This is a genomic window from Anoxybacillus ayderensis (assembly GCF_013761015.1).
Lineage (GTDB): Bacteria > Bacillota > Bacilli > Bacillales > Anoxybacillaceae > Anoxybacillus > Anoxybacillus ayderensis.
Window position 1 is genome coordinate 89,325 of the sequence record NZ_JACDUV010000005.1, and the last position, 16,023, is coordinate 105,347.

The following is a 16,023-nucleotide window of genomic DNA, read 5'->3' on the forward strand; positions in this document are numbered from 1 at the left end:
CTATCCCCCTCAAACTTGTACGTGCTTCATTACCGCTTCAGCAATATCATCAACATGAACAATTTCATCAACGACGTTCGCAGCAATGGCCGATTTTGGCATGCCGAATACGACTGAAGATTCAGCAGATTCTGCAATAACAAACGTTTTACCAGACATTTTTAACTGTTTTAATCCTGCTGTGCCGTCTGAACCCATTCCCGTCATAACGACGGCAATTTTTTCGTAATCTGTTAGAGCGCTTAACGACTCAAACATGACGTCAACCGAAGGGCGATGTCCGTTGCGCGGTGCTGCTTCATCAAGATGAATGGCAAGCGATGTACCGACACGTTTGACATATAAATGTTTTCCACCCGGTGCGATATATGCCGTCCCTTTTTGAATAACTTCACCGTCTTCTGCTTCTTTCACCCGAATATCGCATAACGAATCGAGGCGGTTCGCTAACGATTTTGTAAATCCTTTTGGCATATGTTGCACAACTAAAATAGGTGCATCAATGGTCGCTGGAAATTTCGTTAACACGTGCTGAAGCGCACGCGGTCCACCCGTCGATGTGCCGATGGCGATGATTTTTTTGTTTCCGCTCACATGTTGTCGTTCGCTTACCTCTATTTTACTATATTGCTTTTGTGGCAACATAGACATTTTTTGCTTTGTCTTTACCGTTCGCAAATTCGCTTCGCTCGCTAAAAGCACCTTTTCGATCATTTTATCTTTAATTTTATATAAATCTAGCGAGATGGCACCTGAGGGCTTAGCAATAAAATCAACGGCACCGTATTGCAACGCTAAAATTGTATTTTCCGCTCCTTCTGTCGTCGTGCTTGAAATCATGACAACAGGAAGCGGACGTTTCTGCATAATATGCTTTAGCGTCTCAAGCCCGTTCATGACAGGCATCTCAACATCTAACGTGACAACATCAGGTTGTAATTGCTCAATTTTTTGTAGCGCTTCTTGTCCATCACGTGCTGTACCGACAACGTGCAAGCGGGGATGTTCTGACAAAAAGTCGCTAATTAATTTTCGCATAAAAGCAGAGTCATCAACGACAAGCACTTTTGCTTTCTTCACGGCGATGATAACCTACCTTTCTAAAAAGTATTGACGCAGCTTGGCAAAAAAGTGAAACGGGCGCTTCTCTTTCCCCTCATGCTCTTCATCTGCTAAATAGCGATCTGTCATTTGTACTACCGCCTTGCTCGCCTTCGCACTCGGATCAAACAAAAGAAAAGGTGTTTGACGAATAACAGCTGTGCTTACTGTTCGATCTTCTGGCACATATCCTAAGGCATGTAACTCTTTTCCTAAAAAACGTTTCGCCACTTGTTTTAAACGTTGTAACGTTTCGATTCCTTCTTTATCCGAACGCACACGATTCACTAGCACATAAACCGGAAGGTGTGGGTCCGCTAAATGAATGTATTTCATCGTTGCGTATGCATCAGTTAAAGCGGTTGGTTCAGGGGTTGTTACGATGAAAATATCATCAACCGCCTTTAACAATTGAAGACGATCTTCGGACATCCCCGCTCCCATATCAAAAATGATGTAATCATATTGCACAGAAACGTGTTGTAACTGTTCAATAAAATATTCCACTTGTTGTTCATCCATATGAAAAATTTCGGTAAATCCCGTTCCCCCTGCAATAAACGCCAACTCATTCGGTCCTGTCTTTATAATATCATGAATGGTGACATTTGGACGAAAAATATCGATGATCGTATGGGATGACGTTTGTCCAAGTAAAATGTCGATATTTCCCATTCCGATATCCATATCAAACAACAATACATGTTTTCCCCGCTGACGTAGCGCTAATGAAAAGTTTAGCGAAACGTTCGACTTTCCAACGCCACCTTTTCCACTTAACACAGCAATCGCTTTCGTTTCTGAACCGTGTTGCATTTTTTTTACACGTAAACGTAAGCTTTCCGCTTGATCTCTCATCATTGTTGCTCGACCCCGGTAATCATATTTGCCACAAGCTGTGGAGTAGCTTCAACGATATCGTCTGGCACGTTTTGCCCGTGCGTCATATACGCTGTACCGATACCGCATTGAACCATCATATTTAACATCGCCCCATGCCGACTCGTTTCGTCCATTTTCGTGAAAATAAATTTATGAATCGGAATCAGGGAAAACTGTGTATAAATTTCTTTCATATCTCGCCATTTCGCTGTTAACGATAAGACGAGAAATGTTTCCATTTCTTCATTAAAATCGATCATTTCTTTTAAATCGTTCACATATTGGACGTTGCGAAAATTTCTTCCGGCCGTATCAATAAAAACAATATCGTACGATGTAAGCTTCTCTTTTGCTTGGCGAAAATCGTCAAGATTGTAACATACTTCAATTGGCACATTTAAAATTTTTGCATATGTTTTTAGCTGATCAATTGCTGCGATGCGATACGTATCGGTCGTAATAAATGCTACTTTTTTTCTATGTTTAATGACGCAATCGGCTGCCATTTTCGCCAGTGTCGTCGTTTTTCCAACCCCCGTTGGTCCAACAACGTTAACGAATTTTTTTCGAAAAGAAATACCGCCGAACGAAAGAGAAGATAATGTGTTTACAATTTCCTCATAAAGCCATTTCTTTACTTCGTCATACGATCCGTTCGCTCCCGACGTGTACCATCGTTGCAACAAAGTAGACATGAACATCGCTCGCACATCATCGCTTACTTCTTGATCAATTAAATGGGCATCTATCGCTTTTAACGGAGCGGGGTAATGCTCAACTCCCCCTCCTTGTGACAACTGACGGATCGTCGCTTTTAATTCATGAATTTCTTTTAATAGCTGTTCATCACGCAACGGTTCTGTGCGCTCTTTTCGTTTTTCTTTCATTTTTTGAACAGGCGGAGTGGTTGGCTTTGGATCAACGGCAGCAATCACTTCAATATTTTTTCGGGAAAATAGACCAAGAAAGCCCTTTTTTTGTACGACTTTCGAGTTTAAAATAACAGCATCATTTCCAAGTTCCGCACGAATCATTTTCATCGCTTCTGGCATAGACGAAGCAACAAACTTTTTTACTTTCATTCCACATTCACCACCCCAACACTTTGAACTTCCACATTGGCTTCAAGTTCATTATACGACAAGACCGGAACGTGACGGAAATATCGTTCGGTTAATTGTCTAACATACATGCGCACAGCCGGCGAGCAAAGTAAAATCGGCGATTGATCTTGAAACGGAAATTGCTCAATTTGCATAGCAATCGCTTCAATAATCGCTTGTGAAACAACGGGATCAAGCGCCAAGTAATTGCCGTGTTCCGTTTGTTGTACGCCTTCGGCAATCATTTTTTCAACTTTTCCTGATAATGTAATAACACGCAACGGCTGACCTTCAACAACATACTGGCTCGTAATTTGACGCGCGAGCGCTTGACGCACATATTCTGTTAAAAGATCTGGATCTGTTGTCATTCGTCCAAAATCTGCAAGCGTTTCAAAAATAACCGGCAAATTGCGGATCGATACTTTTTCACGTAATAAATTCGCAAGCACTTTTTGAATGTCGCCAACCGATAGTGGATTTGGCGTCACTTCTTCAACTAAAATTGGATACGATTCTTTTACATGATCGATTAACTGCTTCGTTTCTTGTCGACCGAGCAACTCATGCGCATGCGCTTTTAACAGCTCAGTGATATGCGTCGATACGACAGATGGCGGATCAACGACCGTATATCCAAACATTTCAGCTCGCTCTTTCATTTCTTCGGAAATCCATTTTGCTGGCAAACCGAAAGCCGGCTCAATCGTATCGATTCCTTCAATGGAATCATCATCAACGCCAGGGCTCATCGCTAAATAATGATCAAGCAACAACTCGCCACGCGCCACTTCATTTCCTTTAATTTTTAGTCGATACTCATTCGGCTGCAGTTGAATGTTATCACGAATGCGAACAACAGGAATGACGACACCAAGCTCTAAAGCAAGTTGGCGACGAATCATGACGATACGATCTAATAAATCTCCGCCTTGATTAGCGTCAGCAAGCGGAATGAGTCCGTACCCAAACTCAAATTCAATCGGATCGACACTTAATAAACTAACAACACTTTCTGGACTTTTCATTTGATCGGTTTCGATTTCCTCTTCTGTCTCTTCTGTTGTCGTTTCTGCCACACGAGCTTGTTTTGTCAATTGATATGCGCCGAAAGCAAGCAAAGAAGCAATCGGAATCGTTAACAAATCATTAATTGGGGTAAACAACCCGAGTAAAAAAATGGTCCCCGCTGTGACGTATAACATTTTCGGATACGCAAACAGCTGCCGCATAATGTCGGCACCTAAATTATCATCAGAGGCTGCACGGGTGACGACAATACCAGTGGCCGTTGAAATTAATAACGCTGGAATTTGGCTAACAATTCCGTCCCCAACGGTTAATAGCGTATATCTTCTTGCCGCTTCCCCAATGTCCATCCCTTGTTGCACCATGCCGATGACGATTCCAAATAACATGTTAATTAATACAATAATAATTCCTGCGATCGCGTCACCTTTTACGAATTTACTTGCTCCGTCCATCGCACCGTAAAAATCCGCTTCTTGCGCAATTTTTTCACGTCGTTCTCTCGCTTGTTGTTCGGAGATAATGCCGGCATTTAAATCGGCATCAATGCTCATTTGTTTTCCCGGCATCGCATCGAGCGTAAAACGAGCCGCAACTTCTGATACGCGCTCCGCCCCTTTTGTAATGACGACAAATTGAATAATAATTAAAATTAAAAAGACAACAAAACCAACAACAACATTCCCACCGATGACGAACGTTCCAAACGTTTCAACGACTCCTCCTGCTTCTCCTCTGCTCAAAATCGAGCGAGTCGTTGAAACGTTCAAACCGAGGCGAAATAATGTAAGCAAAAGGAGAAGCGAAGGGAAGATCGAAAATTGAAGCGGTTCGCGCATATTCATCGATGTTAAGAGAACGAGCAACGCAAGAGAAATATTCATAATAATGAGGATGCTAAGCAACCATGATGGTAGAGGGATGATGAGCATCGCTACAATTAATACAACCATAAGTAATACAGATAAGTCCCTTGCCGACATAAACGTTCTCTCCTGTTCACATACATAAAAATTAAAGTTTATTTTTCGTTTTATAAACGTACGCTAAAATTTCTGCTACCGCTTTGAAAAAAGCTTCCGGAATAACCATACCGATATCTGTTTGATCGTATAGTGCGCGCGCAAGCGGACGATTTTCAACGATCATCACATCGTTTTTTTTAGCGATATCTTTTATTTTTTGTGCCATATAGTCTGCCCCTTTGGCGACAACGATCGGGGCATCCGCTTGTTGTTCATCATACTTTAACGCAACGGCAAAATGCGTCGGGTTTGTAATAACAACATCCGCTTTCGGCACTTCTTGCATCATGCGGCGCATCGCCATTTCTCGCTGCTTTTGCTTAATGCGCGATTTAATGAGCGGATCTCCTTCTGTCTTTTTATATTCATCTTTAATATCTTGCTTTGACATACGAATATTTTTTTCAAAATCGTACCGTTGATACAAATAATCGAATATCGAAAGAAACAGTAAAGCGACAGAAGCGACGATCCCCATTTGAATCGTTAAACGTCCAAGCGTGATCGCACTAGCACCAATTGATTTATGGGATAGCGATAAAATATCACCCATGTGCAACCATAAAACTGAAAATGTCACAACGCCAACAAACAGCACTTTTAAAATCGACTTTAACAATTCTACAAGTGAACGAAGGGAAAAGATGCGCTTGAATCCTTGAATCGGATCGAGTTTACTTAGTTTCATTTGCAACGGTTCTGTCGTAAACAAAAAGCCAACTTGCACAAAATTAACAAATAGCGCTGCGGCAATCGCGGCTAAAAAAATCGGTCCAACAAGCATCGCAAGCTGGCGAAGAAGGTCAACGAAAATCAGCTGCACAGAATCAACCGTCACATCCATGAAAAAATAATGTTGAAAAGATTGACGAAACAGTCGTACAATCGCATCTCCCCACACGCCCGAAGAAAACGAAAGAGTAAGAAAAACGACGAGCATTAAAAAAGCTGCAGTCGCATCAGCACTTTTCGCTACTTGCCCTTTTTTGCGCACTTCTTGCCGTTTTCTCGGCGTTGCTTTTTCTGTTTTTTCTCCGGCGAAAAACTGCAAATCAACCGACAGCCAGCTCACGTTACGCGCCCCCTAACAGCTTCATCATGCCGCGCATCGACGTAAAAGTGAATTCAAACAGTTGTTTTGTTACGACAAACATGCTTGAAAATACAATGACAAACAAAACAAAACTAACGATAATTTTTACAGGCAATCCAATAACAAAAATGTTCATTTGAGGAACGGTGCGTGCGACAATGCCAAGCGCTACATCCACTAAAAATAAACAGCCGACAATGGGAATGGCCATTTGTAACGCAATGACAAACATCGCTTGAAATAAACGAACGACTTGTTCTGCGATTTGTCCATTTCCGAAAGAAATGAGGCGCTCGAGCGGAATGAACTGATAACTATAAAAAATACCGTCTAACAACAAATGATGTCCATTGACGGCAAGTAAAAAAAACAAAGCGATCGTATACAAATATTGTCCCATTAATGGGCTTTGTGCGCCTGTTTGTGGATCGATGACGTTTGCGATCGCAAAGCCCATTTGAAAATCAATGAGTCCGCCCGCAATTTGAATCGCTGACATGATAATAAACGCAACAAGCCCAATCAACAGCCCGACAAGCACTTCTTTAATTAGCAACATCATATACGTTCCGTCAACATCGATCGGTTTCGGATCAAGGGAAAAAAACATGATCCAACTAATGAAAAAGGCAAAACCGATTTTATGAACGTTCGGCACATTTCGATAAGAGAAAAGCGGCATCGTCGCAAAAAAGGAAGCGACGCGCGCAAAAATAAGCAAAAACGTTGGTACATACGTGTATAACTCCATACGCTTCATCCTACAAATTTACTTAAGTTACTAAAAATATTGTATGCATACGAAATCATGCGCGAAAGCATCCACGGTCCGAAAAAAACGAGACCGATGAGAACAGCGACAATTTTTGGAACGAACGCTAACGTCTGTTCTTGAATTTGTGTCGTTGCCTGCAAAATGCTGACAAATAATCCGACCGCAAGCGCAAGCAACATGAGCGGCCCACATATGACGAGCACCATATATACACCGCGTTCTGCCACTTGAATGACAAAATCGGGACTCATTTTTCCCACCTACTTTAAAAGCTTTCTAATAATGATTTCACAACTAAATACCAACCGTCCACGAGAACAAATAATAAAATTTTAAACGGCAACGAAATCATGACCGGCGGCAACATCATCATCCCCATCGACATTAATACGCTTGCAACAATCATATCAATCACTAAAAACGGGATGAATAACATAAAGCCGATTTGAAAAGCCGTTTTTAATTCGCTAATCGCAAATGCAGGGACGAGTGCTGACATCGGAATATCTTGCACCGTTTTTGGCTGTTCAGCTCCTGCATAGCTTAAAAATAAAGCTAAATCTTTTTGCCGCGTATGTTTGCTCATAAACTCTTTCAACGGCACTTCGGCTCGTTCATATGCTTGCTCTAAGTTAATTTTTTCATCAAATAACGGTTGTAAAGCGTCACGGTTAATTTGTTGAAATGTCGGTGCCATAATAAAAAATGTTAAAAATAGCGATAGCCCGATGATCACTTGGTTTGGCGGCATTTGTTGCGTGCCGAGCGCTGTTCTGACAAACGATAAGACGATGACGATGCGCGTAAACGATGTCACCATAATTAAAATGCCAGGTGCAATCGACAACACGGTTAACAACAATAACAGCTTCACAGATGTCGCTACATTGTCAGGGGCGCTATTGTTAAAAAACTGCATCACTTCATTCATGTGGATCCCTTTCTTTTTCTAGCGCTCTCATCGCTTTTTTTCGCTCTTCAGCTAACCGTTGTAACTCGCGATCAAACAACTGACGAAAACGAGGTTCGCTCGCTTTTCGCTGCCAAAGCGATTGGAGCGATTTCCATACGCTCGTATCAAGCAATGAATCAAGCCGCGCTTCATGTTGCTTCAGCAGCTCTTCAATTTCTTGTTCGTCCGTAATTTCTTTCAATAAATGGATCGATTCCCCCACACCGACGACAAACACACGTCGACCAACTTTCACAATTTGAATCGTTCGATTCGTTCCTAAACTTGTCCCGCCTAAATGTTGAATGAGCCCTTTTCGCTCATAAAATTGGTTTTGTTTATTTAGCCATTTTAAAAGGGTATATAACAAAAACACAACAAAAGCCGTCGCAGCGATTAGTTTCGCAAAATCCCAAAGCGTAATCGGATCCGGTTGGGCAACCGTTTCCGCTTTCGTTGCCTCGTTCACTTGTTGTTCTTTACACTTTTCTGGATGCTCTACACATTCTTTGACGCTATTCGTTTGTTCTGCAAAAGCAGGGGAAACTGCTTGCAGAACAACGAACGCGCACAACATGATGATGCGAATATAGCGCAATGAATTCCACCTCTAACCGAGCGTTTTATTAATGGCTTCAATGACGCGATCTGCTTGGAACGGCTTGACGATAAAGTCTTTTGCCCCTGCTTGAATGGCATCAATGACCATCGCTTGTTGTCCCATGGCCGAACACATAATGACTTTTGCGTTGCTATCAATTTTTTTAATTTCTTTCAACGCTGTAATGCCGTCCATTTCTGGCATCGTAATGTCCATCGTGACTAAGTCTGGACGAAACTCTTTATATTTTTCTACCGCTTGCGCTCCATCAGCTGCCTCAGCAACGACTTCATGTCCGTTTTTCGTTAAAATATCTTTAATCATCATTCGCATAAATGCTGCATCATCAACAATTAAAATTCTCGCCATTCTCCAAAAACCTCCCAAATTATCGTAATTTGTTTAATCGATCGCTCTGGCTAATAATGCTTGTCACGCGCACGCCAAAATTTTCATCAATGACAACGACTTCACCTTTGGCGATCAATTTATTGTTTACTAAAATGTCAACCGGTTCACCAGCCAGCTTATCGAGTTCGATAATGGACCCTGACGATAAACTTAAAATATCTTGAACAGAGCGCTTCGTTCGCCCGAGCTCTACCGTCACTTGCAACGGAATATCGAGCAACATGTCGAGATTGCGCGATTCCGTCTCTGGCAACGGCGCTGGTTCAAAACTTGCAAAAGCAACAGGCTGAACGTTGACAGGCTGCTGCACAGCTCCGGTTCCTACATGTTGAGGAGCTTCTTTTTGCGTTTGTTGAGCCGGTGAAGGCGCTTGTTGTGTTTGTGCGGATGGCGCGGTTTGACGTGGCTCATTCGTATTTATTGTAGCTGATGTTTGTGCCTTTGTACTAGACGGATTTAATAAATTTTCGACTAATTCTTTCGCAAAATGAATCGGCAACAGTTGCATAATGTTCGAATCAATTAAGTTACCTACTTTTAAACGAAACGATACTTTTACAAGCACATCATCCGGTGGTAAATATTCAAACCCTTCTCCTTCTGATAAATCAAGCAAATGTAAACTCGGCGGAGAAATATCGACTTTTTTACTAAAAATCGTCGACATCGATGTGGCAGCGGAACCCATCATTTGGTTCATCGCTTCTTGCACGGCACTTAGCTGAATTTCATCCATGAATGCTGGCGGATTTGTTCCGTCTCCACCCATCATCAAATCAGCAATAATGGCCGCGTCAGACTGCTTAATCACAAGCAAATTCGTTCCTAAAAATCCTTCCGTATAGCTCACTTGAATCGCCACATACGGATGTGGAAACTCCTCTGCCACGCGTGCACGCTCAATGAGCGAAACGTTCGGTGTTGTAATTTCCACTTTTTGATTTAATAACATCGAGAGCGCTGTCGCTGAACTACCAAACGAAATGTTTCCAATTTCACCAAGTGCATCTTGTTCGATCGGTGTTAACACTTCATCGATCGACATTGTGCTAGACGGCATCGGGTCTTCGTCAATTCCTCGCAACAACGCATCAATCTCGTCTTGAGATAACATATCGTCACTCATCATCGCCGTCTTCCCCCTTTATCACATCTAAAATTTGTACGGCTAATCGTTTATTCATTTTTCCGGGCTGTCCAATAAATTTCGGCACATCCCCTACTTTGATCACAAGCGGATCGCGCACGGTTTGATCTAGTTGAATGACATCGCCAACGGAAAGTTGTAAAAATTCTTGGATAGAAATGGTCGATGTGCCAAGTTCTGCGATCATCGGCACTTTCGTTTGTTTTAGTCGCTTTTGTAACGTCGCCACTTCTTCTGGTTCGCGCGCTTTTTTTTGCGTTTGCATCCAATAATGAACCGATAGTTTCGGAATAATTGGTTCTAACACAACATGCGGAATACAAATATTAATCATGCCACTCGTATCACCAATTTGCGTATTTAATGAAATAACAACAACCGTCTCATTTGGTGATACCATTTGTAAAAATTGTGGGTTTACTTCAAAATCTGTTAACATCGGATCGATATCCGCTACCGACTCCCACGCTTCACGCAAGTTGCTAAACGCTTTTTCAAACAAATTTGACATAATTTTCGTTTCGATTTCTGTTAAGTTTTCAATTTTGTTCAAACTTACCCCTCTGCCGCCTAATACGCGATCAAGCATCGCATAAGCGATATTTGGGTTCACTTCTAACAGCACGCGTCCATCAAGTGGAGGGACTTCAAACACTGTTAAAATCGTCATTTTCGGAATGGAACGAATAAATTCCTCATACGGCAATTGGTCAGCTGATGCGACAGAAATTTGTACATATGTTCGCAACTGCGCTGAAAAAAATGTCGTTAATAATCGGGCAAAGTTTTCGTGTATGCGCGTTAAACTACGAATTTGATCTTTTGAAAACCGCAATGCCCGTTTAAAGTCATACACTTTTACTTTTTTCTCTGCTTCTTCCTTTTTCAATTCATCGGCGCTCATCTCTCCAGCAGATAGCGCCGCCAGCAACGCATCTATTTCACTTTGCGATAAAACTTCTCCTGACACCGTTCTCACCTCCTACTCCTATTCATTTTATTTACTGGAGAATAAAGGAGGTTATATAAATTTTCTCAACTTTTCCTTCTTGCATGACCTCATTGATACGCTCACGCAACTTTTTCTCTAAAAGCAGTTTTCCTTGTTTTCCTTTAAACTGTTCGGCTGTCATTTCTGACAATTCTTCAATAATGATATTTTTAATTTGAAAATCGCGTTTTTCTGCTTCTTCTTTTGCTTTTTCGCTATCTGTTTGAATTTTAAACGCAATTTTAATAAAGCTGCCATCCATTAAATTCGTCATCATTTCCGGTACATCAAATGAGCTTGCAACAATTTCATCGACCGTCGGTTCTTTCGGCTCATCGTTTCCCATAAACTTCATGACAACAACAAGGGCGACAACACTAATAAGCGTAATAACCCCCATCACAATAAGCATGATTTTTAACATTTTATTGTCCTTCAACGTCGGATCCCTCCGCATCTCTCCTTAATCCGAGAACAGAAATGTTACGATAAAACGTTTCTACCAATAACATAACATCTTCAACAGACTCCCGCACGACAAACTTTTTACCATTCGTTAACGTAATTGTCGTATCTGGGAATGCTTCCACTTGCTCTATGTAAATGGCGTTTAGCGTAAAAGGTTTGCCGTTTAACCGCGTTAATTGAATCATTATGTATCGGGGGCAAACGCCCCCGTCCCCCCTTTATTTATTATTTCTTCAAGTTAACAAGCTCTTGTAAAATTTCGTCCGACGTTGTAATAATGCGCGTATTTGCCTGGAATCCGCGTTGTGCGACGATCATTTCCGTAAATTCTTCAGATAAGTCTACGTTCGACATTTCTAAAGCACCGGAAATAATTTCGCCCGCGCCGTTTAAACCAGGGCGCGATAACTCATTAATCGTCAAACCGTTCGCATTTCGGTCAAGCTTACCGGAGTTGTTTGTTTCTTTAAACGTATTGCCACCCATTTTTTCTAAACCGCTTGGGTTTGGAAATTGCGCCAACAAAATTTGTCCTGCAATTTTTAACTGCCCTGAGCTATCGATGAATGTCACTTTTCCGTCCGCCGTAATTCCAAAGCTTTTCGCTGTTTTCGGAATTTGAATTAGCCCTGGTTCAAAACTTGTCACGTTTCCGTATTTTGGCTCGCTATAATCTTGCAACACTTGCTGGACGCTTTCTACGAAACCGCTAAGTTGTTCTAGGTAAGGTCCCATCATTTTCTCAGCCATTTCTAATGTTGATGGCCATCCTGTATTTGGGATCGTATTTGCTGAACCCAGACTAGCTTTTGGAGTAACACTGGTGTTAAAGTTATTTACTTCTGTATTAATAGTATTAATCGGACCATTATTAAAACTATTTATAAAATTAGTAAATGAAGTGAAATTAGGTGGATCAAAATTGTTTTTCCAATTTTGAACAAAGTTAACTAACCCCCCATTTCCATTTATAAAGTCGTCGAGCTTCGTTCTTAAATTATTTACTTGATTCAAGTTCGCTTGGGAAGGTAATGTTTTAATGGCTGCTTCGCCAATTAAATATTGTCCGTCCGAGTTGACGATATAACCGTACTCATCTAAATAAAAGTTTCCAGCACGTGTAAAGCTTAAGTTAAAGACACGGTCGATCGGTACACCTGTATTTACTTTATTTGTTCCTAATTTCCCAGCCGGTCCATCCATACTAATTAACGTTACATCGTTAATCGAACCGACGACGAAAAATCCGTCGCCGCCGAGCGCTAAGTCTAATGGACGAGATGTTGTTTGCGTCGAACCTTGCGTATGAATCGTTTCGATTGAACCGAGGCCGCTTCCTAGTCCGATTTGTTTGCCGTTAATTCCCCCACGCGTTCCTGTTGATGATGTCGCTGCGGAAATTTGTTGGGAAACGAGATCTTTAAATGTGACGCGCGCTTTTTTATAGCCATACGTATTGACGTTAGAAATATTGTTACCAATCACGTCTAATTTATATTGAAAGTTGCGAATACCACCAATGCCTGTAAACATGGAACGTAACATATAATCCTCTCCTTTTCATCATTTGAGCGGCTTCTGTCATTCCGCACGCTCGAAGGCTTCCAATGAAGGTCCAGCCTTATATAATAATCGCACCATTGATGTTTGTGAACAGTTGCGTTTGCGCTTCTTCACGATGCATTGCTGTAATGACCGTTTGATTCACAGCGCTGACAATGAGTGCCGCTTCATCTGTAATGACGAGCGAATCGCGCACCCCTTTTTGTTTCGCTTCGACAATTTTCTGTCCGATCATTTCCCATTGTTCATCGTTAATATGAATATTTCGTTCTTGCAATCGTTGTTGAGCATGTTTGCTTATTTTTAACGTTTGTTCGGCCTTCGTAAGCTCATCTCGAAACGATTGTCGCTCTGTTGCAACGACCGCTTGTTTTTTTGTCGGAATAAGCGGAGTGTGCGGGAAAAATTGAATGCGATTCATTCACTCACCTCCTTTATTGCGACACTTTTGTGACGCGAGAGGCTAAAACAGTTTCCCCTTGTTCAAGCTCTAACCATACTTCCGTTCCTTTTTGAACGACCGCTTTCACAACGCCGCTTTGTTCATCCCATGTGACCGTTTTGCCAATCCATTCGCTATATTGAGCAAGCGATGGCGTCGATTGTTGTTGAATTGACTTTTGTAACAAATCTAGCGTCGTCACAAGTTTTTCTGATGTGCTTGTTTGTGTCTCGATAAATTTGCTCATCATATTTGACATATTTACCATTTGTTCAAGCGATGAAAAATTCGCCATTTGCGAAATAAATTCACGGTCTTCCATCGGATTTAACGGATCTTGATGCTGCAATTGGGCAATTAAAATTTTTAAAAAATCATCTTTTCCTAATGAGCTTTTTCCTGTTTCTCTCTGTTGTGTTTGACGCTGTGATAAAAGCAAGCTCGGATCGATAGCTGTCACGTTCATCACCTCTATTCAAAATCAAACCATTTTTTCAACCACTCATCAAAAGATTCGTCATGTTGTTTCTTTTGTTCTTTTTGTTGTTCTTGTTGCTGCTGTTTTTGTTGTTGGAATGAATGGTCGCGAAATTTTGCTTCATCAAATACATGAAACTTCTCAACGGTAATATGATCAACAATATGTGACAGCTGATGAATATGTTGTTCAACTAACTGTTTCGCCGCATCGGTTGATGTAATCATTTTTGCCGTCAATTTTCCTTTTTGTTGAATGAGCTTAATTGTGACATACCCTAAATGTTCAGGATGCAAACGAATAAGCATTTGTGTATTACCATTTTTCCATTGCGTCAGTTTACTTGTTCGCAAAATGCGTTCAAACTGCGTAACAAAAGGCGTATCTTTTGTTGTATCGATCGTTTTGAGCTCCATCGGTGCATGTTCATTTGTTTGCTGCCCAACATGTAAAATATGTTCATACACGCGAGCAATCGGTTGTTTGCGATCTTGTGATAATGATGTAGGTTCTTTTTGGGCAAGTAGCTGTGCTTGTGATAACGATGTAAATTGTTTTTGGACAGCTTGTTTCTCTTGCGTTAATGAGCCAACATCTTTGGAATCCACTCGTTCCCCTTGTAATAATGCAAAGCCTTTGGAATCCACTCGTTCCCCTTGTAATAATGCAGCGCCCTTTAAATCAAATCGTTGTTCTTGCAAACGTGATGTGAATGGCGCATCTTTCAACAGATTTTCGAGCGTGCGATCGTCTGGCGTGTGGGACGTAGCAGTCGCTCGTTTGTCACTCTCGTTCATTTCTTTTATTACATTTTGCAACATCGCTGTCATCGTGCTACTTTGCTCATCACCCATGCTAAACATCGTGCTTAGCGTTTTGCGTACTTGTTCGATGATCGGCTCTGGAATCGTCTGCTGCTTTTGTTCGAGTTGAAACAATACCATCATAAGCGCAAGTTCATCTTCTTCATCTCGATCATCTTGCGACGCAAACATCGTTTCAAACGGTTGGTTTGTTGAAAAACGATCGACCATTTTCTCTTTTACTTCTTCTGGTAAAAAAGAAAGGAACGACTGTATCATTTCGTTTGACAACATGTCGGCATCTGCATACGTGACATCGTCCGGTAGTTGCGTCAACCATTGTTGCAATGCTTCCCAATCGATTGATTGCACCATATGTTGCTCAGGCTGTTGCTCAGGCGATGGTTGTAGTGCCGACTGTTGCCGTAGCGACAAAAGCAAATGAGCAAATGCGTTGCCATCATTCGTTTGGACCGTTGTTTGTGCCTGTTGCCCTCGAAACGAAGTCAACGAGAAAATCGGCGCGATATTCATGTTTTCACCTCCTTTCAATTGTTCGCTTTTTTCGCAAGCAAGCTCGTATATTTTGCAGCGTTTGCTGCATCCATTTTTTCTAAAATGGCCGCCACTTTATCTGTTTTTAGTTGCGAAAGCAAATCGACAGCTTCTCGGTCCGACATTTGCGGAATAATTTCTGCTGCTTTTTTTGGAGACATCGTTTCATACATTTTCACAACGTCCACACGTGAAGTGTTTGTTTGTTCTGTTGGTGGCGTTGTCGGCTCCTGAGCTTGTTCTTTCTCTGCTTTCAGGCGCGCAATTTCTTGTTTCAACGCATCAATTTCCCCTTCTTTTTCTTTGAGCGCATCGTTTGCTTTTGTTAGTCGTTTCTCTTTTTCGACAATCGTTGCTTTTAGCTCAACGATTTGTTCTTGTAGTTTCTTTTTTTCGTTTGCTTCCGTTCCTTCAATCCATTGTGATACGAACGGCAATTGACTCGCATATTTTTTCCCTTGTTCAAATACGTTAATACCGGAGAATGTTAAAATAAGCAAAACAACCGAGATTGTAAATAAAAGTGGAATAAAAACGACAAAGAGAAACCATTGAAACTTACTTGTTTTTTTCGTTTCTTCTTCTTTTTCAAACTGTTCCATTG

At 41.4% G+C, this 16,023-nt stretch carries 19 protein-coding genes; all 19 read right to left on the reverse strand.

What is annotated here, in order from left to right; translation table 11 throughout:
* Positions 1-9 precede the first annotated feature (9 nt).
* The 19 genes from HNR63_RS08585 to HNR63_RS08675 all read right to left on the reverse strand — a co-directional run bounded on the left by HNR63_RS08585 (position 10) and on the right by HNR63_RS08675 (position 16,021).
* Positions 10-1,080: a protein-glutamate methylesterase/protein-glutamine glutaminase gene (locus HNR63_RS08585; protein WP_085788787.1), complete on the reverse strand. Its 1,071-nt coding sequence runs from the start codon at positions 1,078-1,080 to the stop codon at positions 10-12.
* 12 nt (positions 1,081-1,092) lie between these two features.
* Positions 1,093-1,962 (reverse strand): MinD/ParA family protein, encoded by an 870-nt coding sequence (locus HNR63_RS08590; RefSeq protein WP_181520452.1) that lies wholly within the window; start codon positions 1,960-1,962, stop codon positions 1,093-1,095.
* Positions 1,959-3,065 carry a flagellar biosynthesis GTPase FlhF gene (gene flhF, locus HNR63_RS08595; protein WP_181520453.1) on the reverse strand — a complete coding sequence of 369 codons (1,107 nt, stop codon included), beginning with the start codon at positions 3,063-3,065 and terminating at the stop codon, positions 1,959-1,961. Before flhF ends, HNR63_RS08590 begins: the two co-directional genes overlap by 4 nt.
* Positions 3,062-5,098: a flagellar biosynthesis protein FlhA gene (flhA, locus tag HNR63_RS08600; protein WP_181520454.1), complete on the reverse strand. Its 2,037-nt coding sequence runs from the start codon at positions 5,096-5,098 to the stop codon at positions 3,062-3,064. The genes flhF and flhA overlap by 4 nt, the downstream gene beginning before the upstream one ends.
* 31 nt (positions 5,099-5,129) lie before the next feature.
* Positions 5,130-6,212: a flagellar biosynthesis protein FlhB gene (gene flhB / locus HNR63_RS08605; protein WP_021094199.1), complete on the reverse strand. Its 1,083-nt coding sequence runs from the start codon at positions 6,210-6,212 to the stop codon at positions 5,130-5,132.
* A 1-nt stretch (position 6,213) separates the two neighbouring features.
* Positions 6,214-6,993: a flagellar biosynthetic protein FliR gene (gene fliR / locus HNR63_RS08610; protein ID WP_081977232.1), complete on the reverse strand. Its 780-nt coding sequence runs from the start codon at positions 6,991-6,993 to the stop codon at positions 6,214-6,216.
* Positions 6,990-7,259, reverse strand: coding sequence for a flagellar biosynthesis protein FliQ (gene fliQ / locus HNR63_RS08615; RefSeq protein ID WP_009732900.1), 270 nt, complete (start codon positions 7,257-7,259; stop codon positions 6,990-6,992). The genes fliR and fliQ overlap by 4 nt, the downstream gene beginning before the upstream one ends.
* A gap of 14 nt (positions 7,260-7,273) precedes the next feature.
* Positions 7,274-7,939, reverse strand: a complete 666-nt coding sequence (fliP, locus tag HNR63_RS08620) for a flagellar type III secretion system pore protein FliP (RefSeq protein ID WP_021094202.1) — start codon at positions 7,937-7,939, stop codon at positions 7,274-7,276.
* Positions 7,932-8,558: a flagella biosynthesis regulatory protein FliZ gene (gene fliZ / locus HNR63_RS08625; RefSeq protein ID WP_181520455.1), complete on the reverse strand. Its 627-nt coding sequence runs from the start codon at positions 8,556-8,558 to the stop codon at positions 7,932-7,934. The genes fliP and fliZ overlap by 8 nt, the downstream gene beginning before the upstream one ends.
* Before the next feature lie 12 nt (positions 8,559-8,570).
* The gene (gene cheY / locus HNR63_RS08630; RefSeq protein WP_003394872.1) at positions 8,571-8,930 is read right to left on the reverse strand and encodes a chemotaxis protein CheY; all 360 of its coding nucleotides are present in this window, start codon (positions 8,928-8,930) and stop codon (positions 8,571-8,573) included.
* Positions 8,931-8,949: 19 nt separating this feature from the next.
* On the reverse strand, positions 8,950-10,101 hold the full coding sequence (fliY, locus tag HNR63_RS08635) for a flagellar motor switch phosphatase FliY (protein WP_181520456.1): 1,152 nt from the start codon (positions 10,099-10,101) through the stop codon (positions 8,950-8,952).
* Positions 10,091-11,089, reverse strand: a complete 999-nt coding sequence (fliM, locus tag HNR63_RS08640; protein WP_009732896.1) for a flagellar motor switch protein FliM — start codon at positions 11,087-11,089, stop codon at positions 10,091-10,093. Before fliM ends, fliY begins: the two co-directional genes overlap by 11 nt.
* Before the next feature lie 31 nt (positions 11,090-11,120).
* A complete protein-coding gene (gene fliL, locus HNR63_RS08645) occupies positions 11,121-11,534 on the reverse strand; it encodes a flagellar basal body-associated protein FliL (RefSeq protein ID WP_181520457.1) in 414 nt (137 codons plus the stop codon).
* Position 11,535: 1 nt separating this feature from the next.
* Entirely contained in the window at positions 11,536-11,763 is a 228-nt protein-coding gene (locus tag HNR63_RS08650; protein WP_021094206.1) for a flagellar FlbD family protein, read from the reverse strand.
* A gap of 40 nt (positions 11,764-11,803) precedes the next feature.
* Positions 11,804-13,123 carry a flagellar hook-basal body complex protein gene (locus HNR63_RS08655; protein ID WP_181520458.1) on the reverse strand — a complete coding sequence of 440 codons (1,320 nt, stop codon included), beginning with the start codon at positions 13,121-13,123 and terminating at the stop codon, positions 11,804-11,806.
* Positions 13,124-13,199: 76 nt separating this feature from the next.
* Positions 13,200-13,562, reverse strand: coding sequence for a TIGR02530 family flagellar biosynthesis protein (locus HNR63_RS08660; RefSeq protein ID WP_181520459.1), 363 nt, complete (start codon positions 13,560-13,562; stop codon positions 13,200-13,202).
* Positions 13,563-13,575: 13 nt separating this feature from the next.
* The gene (locus HNR63_RS08665) at positions 13,576-14,043 is read right to left on the reverse strand and encodes a flagellar hook capping FlgD N-terminal domain-containing protein (protein ID WP_181520531.1); all 468 of its coding nucleotides are present in this window, start codon (positions 14,041-14,043) and stop codon (positions 13,576-13,578) included.
* Between the two features lie 11 nt (positions 14,044-14,054).
* Positions 14,055-15,398 carry a flagellar hook-length control protein FliK gene (locus HNR63_RS08670; RefSeq protein ID WP_181520460.1) on the reverse strand — a complete coding sequence of 448 codons (1,344 nt, stop codon included), beginning with the start codon at positions 15,396-15,398 and terminating at the stop codon, positions 14,055-14,057.
* 14 nt (positions 15,399-15,412) lie between these two features.
* Positions 15,413-16,021, reverse strand: coding sequence for a MotE family protein (locus HNR63_RS08675; RefSeq protein WP_181520461.1), 609 nt, complete (start codon positions 16,019-16,021; stop codon positions 15,413-15,415).
* Positions 16,022-16,023 lie beyond the last annotated feature (2 nt).

What these genes read in the sequence shown, in the direction of transcription:
- HNR63_RS08675 (WP_181520461.1), bottom strand. Translation starts at nt 16,021, where the DNA reads ATGGAACAGTTTGAAAAAGAAGAAGAAACGAAAAAAACAAGTAAGTTT.
- fliL (WP_181520457.1), bottom strand. Translation starts at nt 11,534, where the DNA reads ATGTTAAAAATCATGCTTATTGTGATGGGGGTTATTACGCTTATTAGT.
- HNR63_RS08655 (WP_181520458.1), bottom strand. Translation starts at nt 13,123, where the DNA reads ATGTTACGTTCCATGTTTACAGGCATTGGTGGTATTCGCAACTTTCAA.
- HNR63_RS08660 (WP_181520459.1), bottom strand. Translation starts at nt 13,562, where the DNA reads ATGAATCGCATTCAATTTTTCCCGCACACTCCGCTTATTCCGACAAAA.
- HNR63_RS08590 (WP_181520452.1), bottom strand. Translation starts at nt 1,962, where the DNA reads ATGATGAGAGATCAAGCGGAAAGCTTACGTTTACGTGTAAAAAAAATG.
- HNR63_RS08650 (WP_021094206.1), bottom strand. Translation starts at nt 11,763, where the DNA reads ATGATTCAATTAACGCGGTTAAACGGCAAACCTTTTACGCTAAACGCC.
- flhF (WP_181520453.1), bottom strand. Translation starts at nt 3,065, where the DNA reads ATGAAAGTAAAAAAGTTTGTTGCTTCGTCTATGCCAGAAGCGATGAAA.
- fliP (WP_021094202.1), bottom strand. Translation starts at nt 7,939, where the DNA reads ATGAATGAAGTGATGCAGTTTTTTAACAATAGCGCCCCTGACAATGTA.
- fliY (WP_181520456.1), bottom strand. Translation starts at nt 10,101, where the DNA reads ATGATGAGTGACGATATGTTATCTCAAGACGAGATTGATGCGTTGTTG.
- fliR (WP_081977232.1), bottom strand. Translation starts at nt 6,993, where the DNA reads ATGAAGCGTATGGAGTTATACACGTATGTACCAACGTTTTTGCTTATT.
- flhA (WP_181520454.1), bottom strand. Translation starts at nt 5,098, where the DNA reads ATGTCGGCAAGGGACTTATCTGTATTACTTATGGTTGTATTAATTGTA.
- HNR63_RS08670 (WP_181520460.1), bottom strand. Translation starts at nt 15,398, where the DNA reads ATGAATATCGCGCCGATTTTCTCGTTGACTTCGTTTCGAGGGCAACAG.
- fliQ (WP_009732900.1), bottom strand. Translation starts at nt 7,259, where the DNA reads ATGAGTCCCGATTTTGTCATTCAAGTGGCAGAACGCGGTGTATATATG.
- cheY (WP_003394872.1), bottom strand. Translation starts at nt 8,930, where the DNA reads ATGGCGAGAATTTTAATTGTTGATGATGCAGCATTTATGCGAATGATG.